This is a genomic window from Sandarakinorhabdus sp. (genome assembly GCF_032115815.1).
GTDB lineage: Bacteria > Pseudomonadota > Alphaproteobacteria > Sphingomonadales > Sphingomonadaceae > Sandarakinorhabdus.
In genome coordinates this window covers 1-3,971 of the sequence record NZ_JAUMBI010000107.1, presented here as the reverse complement: position 1 = coordinate 3,971, position 3,971 = coordinate 1, and the positions used below count along the sequence as shown (strand labels likewise).

Annotated in this window: 3 protein-coding genes and 1 pseudogene; 2 read left to right on the top strand and 2 right to left on the bottom strand. The window is 63.4% G+C overall.

All coding sequences use genetic code 11. The annotated features are described in order from the left end of the window. Positions 1-503, top strand: a pseudogene (locus RT662_RS06515) (DUF2779 domain-containing protein); the annotation flags it as partial. A gap of 782 nt (positions 504-1,285) precedes the next feature. Then, positions 1,286-2,422: a cobalamin-independent methionine synthase II family protein gene (locus RT662_RS06510; RefSeq protein WP_313669893.1), complete on the top strand. Its 1,137-nt coding sequence runs from the start codon at positions 1,286-1,288 to the stop codon at positions 2,420-2,422. Positions 2,423-2,428: 6 nt separating this feature from the next. On the opposite strand, the gene RT662_RS06505 is transcribed toward RT662_RS06510, so the two are convergent. Beyond that, positions 2,429-3,454, bottom strand: coding sequence for a uroporphyrinogen decarboxylase family protein (locus tag RT662_RS06505; RefSeq protein WP_313669892.1), 1,026 nt, complete (start codon positions 3,452-3,454; stop codon positions 2,429-2,431). Between the two features lie 17 nt (positions 3,455-3,471). After that, positions 3,472-3,971: citrate/2-methylcitrate synthase (locus RT662_RS06500; protein WP_313669891.1), on the bottom strand; the 500-nt coding region annotated here is incomplete at its 5' end.

Sequence of the window (3,971 nt, the reverse complement as noted above, 5' to 3'; positions counted from 1 at the left end):
CGGACATAAAGGCTGCCCTCGAACGCACGGCCAGCCTTTTGGCAACCGAACCAAGCCGGCCGATCTTTGAGGCCACGCTCCAGCGCGAGGATGTCCTTGTCCGCGCCGACATTCTGGAGCCGGACGGGCAGGGGGGCTGGCGTGCCATCGAGGTCAAGGCCAGCACCCGAGTGAAGCGCTATCAGCTAGCCGACCTAGCCACCCAGGTGTGGGTGATGCAGGGTTGTGGCGTATCGGTGACCGGTGCCTTCATCAGGCATCTGGCCGCTGCCATCATGTGGTCAAGCCCCGACATGGCGGCGGTGCAGTTCCGCGACACGGACGTCACAGTGTCCATCAAGCGTTACCTTGAGAACCGTGCCGTGGTCGCAGCTGCTGCCCGCAGGGCCATCCGGGGGCCGGAGATCGAGCTTGAGATGGGCCGGCACTGCCAGTCCCCGTTCAAGTGTGAGTTCCAGGAGCACTGCACGAAGCGCCGGGATCTGCCGCTTCTCGCCAGGTGAAGTGAGTTTGGCCCTCGAGCGCTTGAAATGCCGGCGCGCGCTTGCATCCCGCGCGGGAACCTTGTTACAGAGAACTGTAACAGAGGGGCCAAGCCAGAGCTCTTAACTTGTTGATTATCTTGGGCTGGAAAACCTGGGTGGGAGTCCTGGCGCCCCAGCCAACCGATTTCCGTTGGAACATTTGCGCCATCTTGCCCGCGCGCCACTCATCTGTAGTGGCGGGTGTGCGCCAACTCATTGTCTCGATTGTCGGAATTCTTGCCGAGGGCCTTTTTGGGGGGCGGGGCCCCACCCAGCCATGCCTGCAGGGTCAATACAGACGATGATGGGTGAGGCCCCGACTTTTCCGGCCACAGCCTGTTCCGGCCAGGGATATGGTGCATACGTTCTGCGTTCCCCGCCAACCGCCAGCGACCGCCGCGGTATTGGCCAGCAGAAAGTGCTGCACCCGCCAAAACAGGTTGTAGGCCCGATGGAGCCATCGGCGGCGTTGGTGCGGGTCAACACCATGGCCTCCGCGCGCTGCATCGCTCCGCTTCCGAAGGGCGCGGGCACGCGCTGATTCCGGAGCGGGCAGGAGCCGACTCGCGATCAACCCCCTGCATGGCCGTGATTAATCGCCCGGCGCTCACCCGCAGTCGCAGTTTCGTGATTATCACGTGAAATCCGCAGCCCCGGCGCGGAGTGATCGGTCATGCGCTTGGGAGACTATTTTACCGCACCCCCACTGGCGCGCTGCTGCCATGCTGGCTATGCGCAGCCAACGCACAGGGGGCATCGCCATGGCAGACCGTTTTCTCACCACCCATGTCGGCAGCTTGCCGCGCGCCGCCGATCTGCTCGATCAGATCATCGCTCGCGAAGAGGGCCAGACGGTTGACGAGGCCGCCTTGGCCAGTCGCATCGAACAGGCCGTCGCCTATGTGGTGGGCAAGCAGGCTGAAGCCGGCATCGACATCATCAATGATGGCGAACAATCCAAGCCCAGCTATGCCACCTATATCAAGGACCGCCTCACCGGCTTTGGTGGTAGCGGTACCTCTTACGTGTTCCAGGACATCGAGGATTTCCCCGGTGTGAAGCAGCGCATCTTCGGCGATGAAGGCCGCAAGCACCGCAAGACGCCGGCCTGCAACGCGCCGATCACCGTGAAGGACATGGAAGCGGTCAAGCTCGATGCCGCCAATCTCAACTCGGCGATTGCGGCGCATCCCGGCCGGCAGGCTTTCATGTCTGCCGCCTCGCCGGGCGTGACCGCGCTGTTTTTCCGCAATGATTTCTATGCAACCGACGAAGATTACGTGATGGCGCTGGCCGAAGGGTTGCGGCACGAATATGAGGCCATCGTCGGCGCTGGCATCATGCTGCAGGTTGATTGCCCTGATCTCGCCATGGGTCGCCACACCCAGTTCCGCGAGCTGGATCTGGGCGGTTTCCGCGATCATATGGAACTCAATATCGCGGCGCTGAACCACGCCACCCGCAACATCGCGCCGGAACAGATGCGAATGCACCTGTGCTGGGGCAATTATCCCGGCCCGCACCATTGCGACGTGCCCTTGCAGGACATCATCGATCTGATCTGGAAGGCCCGTCCGCATGCCATCCAGTTCGAAGCAGCGAATCCGCGCCACGCCCATGAATTCGCCGTGTTCGAGAGCGTGAAGCTGCCCGACGGCAAGAAGCTGATCCCCGGCGTTGTCGAGTGCCAGAGCCCCTATATCGAGCACCCCGAACTCATCGCCCAGCGCATCGCCCGCTATGCCCACCTGGTCGGCCGGGATAATGTGCAGGCCGGCATCGATTGCGGCTTTTCCATCCACGCCGGATCGGGCGGAGTCGATACGGACGTGGTGTGGGCCAAGATGAAGGCGATGAGCGAAGGCGCTGAAATCGCAACGAAGATGTTCTGGGGCTGAGCGCGCTCAGCCCCCCATTTCGGCCCGCACGATTGCGGCACCTGCAACCATCGCCTGCATCTTCCCGAAGGCGGTTTCGCGCGGCAAATACTTCATGCCGCAATCAGGGGCGATGATCACCTGGGTCGGATCAACGTGTGGCAGCGCGCGACGGATGCGGGCGGCGACTGTTTCGGCGGTTTCGACTTGCGGATCCGAAAGATCGATCACGCCCAGAATAATGGTCTTGCCGGCCAGGTTGGTGAGAATGCTGGTATCCAGGTTCGACTGCGCTGTCTGGATGCTGACGCCACTCACCGTCGATCCAGCCAGTTCCGGCAGGAAGTTATAGCCTGCCGGCCGCTCGTGGATGATCGCGGCATAGCCGAAGCAGATGTGCAGCGCCGTCTCGCCCTTGATGCCGTCCAGCGCGGCATTCACGGCCTCCAGCCCATATTCGCGGGCCTTGTCGGGCCTTGCCTGCATATAGGGTTCGTCGATCTGCACGACATCGGCGCCTGCCGCAAAAAGATCGCGAATCTCTGCATTTACGGCCGCGGCGTAATCCAGCGCCATCTCGCGATCGCTGGCATAAAAGTCGTTCTGCGCCTGCTGTGCCATGGTGAACGGGCCGGGCACGGTGATCTTGATGCGGCGATCGGTGTTGGCGCGCAGGAACTGCACATCGCGCGCCTCCACGGCATGGCGGCGGCGGATGCGGCCGGTCACGCGCGGCACCGGGTTGGGATGGCCCGACCGATCGAGGGCGGAGCCGGGATTATCCAGATCAACCCCATCCAGCGCGGTCGCAAAGCGATTCGAGTAGCTCTCCCGCCGCATCTCGCCGTCGGTGATGATGTCCAGCCCGGCGCGTTCCTGGTCGCGGATGGCGATGATCGTCGCATCGTCCTGGGCCTGGGCCAGATACTCCGGCGCCACCCGCCACAATTCCAACGCCCTTACCCGCGGCGGGAAGCGACCGGCCAACTTGGCGCGATCAATCAACCAATCCGGCTGCGGATAGCTGCCCACCAGTGACGTTGGAAACAACATGCTGAAATCTCCCCGGTTTATGCGTGTTGGGGGCCATCATAGTCGATTGCAGCGGCGGCTGCACCTGACATGATGAAGCCGATCGGGCGTTCGGTTTCTTCCTGCAGGTGGGCGATCAGGCTGGCGGTGCGGGCGAGCAGCGAAATGCCCTTCAGCGCGGCCAGCGGGAAGCCGACATCGAGCATGACGGCCGGAATGGCGCCGTTGACATTGATCGGCAGGGCCCGGCCAATGGCGTCGGGCAGGGCGGCCTGGATGGCATAAAGCGCTGCGATATGAGGGCCTTCGATGCCGTGTTCGGCGGCCAGCTTGAGCAACAGGTTGGCGCGCGGGTCCCCTTCGCTGTGCTGCGGGTGGCCGAAGCCGGGGATGGCCTTTTTCTCGGCCCGCAGGGCCTTGACCGCGCTGGCGGGATCTTTGGTCTCAACCACTTGCGCCAGGAAGCGCCCGGCAACTTCGGCCGAACCCAGCACCACGCTGCCGCAGCCCAGCAGGCCGGCGGCAACAGCACCGTGGA

Bases quoted from the DNA above. Each gene is read 5' to 3' on its own strand.
- RT662_RS06505 (WP_313669892.1), bottom strand. From the start codon at position 3,454: ATGTTGTTTCCAACGTCACTGGTGGGCAGCTATCCGCAGCCGGATTGG.
- RT662_RS06510 (WP_313669893.1), top strand. From the start codon at position 1,286: ATGGCAGACCGTTTTCTCACCACCCATGTCGGCAGCTTGCCGCGCGCC.